The sequence below is a fragment of the Pseudoalteromonas sp. SG44-1 genome (assembly GCF_014164315.1).
GTDB classification, from domain to species: domain Bacteria; phylum Pseudomonadota; class Gammaproteobacteria; order Enterobacterales; family Alteromonadaceae; genus Pseudoalteromonas; species Pseudoalteromonas rhizosphaerae.
In genome coordinates, this window is sequence record NZ_JACJEW010000255.1 from 1 (window position 1) to 390 (window position 390).

At 38.2% G+C, this 390-nt stretch carries 1 protein-coding gene; it reads right to left on the reverse strand.

Annotated features, from left to right (window positions below; all coding sequences use genetic code 11):
- Positions 1-294: 294 nt before the first annotated feature.
- Positions 295-390, reverse strand: a 96-nt coding sequence (locus H5187_RS25285) for an IS3 family transposase (protein WP_404936146.1), incomplete at its 5' end; no start/stop codon positions are given.

Consider the following 390-nt stretch of genomic DNA (forward strand, 5'->3'; position numbering starts at 1 on the left):
ACCTTGTGGTGCATAACTATATATCAACATGCTTACAGTACCTTGCTGAGCAGCCAGATAACCTTGAGCCACTGCTACCTTGGAACATTAAACAAAGCTAGGTGTCGTTAGCTATACGCTTACAAATTTAATATTTCCTCGGCCCATTCATCTTTGGAGTCTGTATAAGGGTAATGAACTTTATCTGGAGCGTTTTCGTCTCGAAGAACCCACCAATGCGCACCTTCAGAATGAAGTTTCTCCAATTTGCGCTTTAAGCTTGGCATGTAATGGTCAACAAATTCTGTAGAGATTCTAAGCGGCATTTTTTAATTCATTATATTTCTGATGTGGCGTCATATAATTAAGCGTAGAATGCCTACGTTTGTAATTGTAAAACTGAATATAATT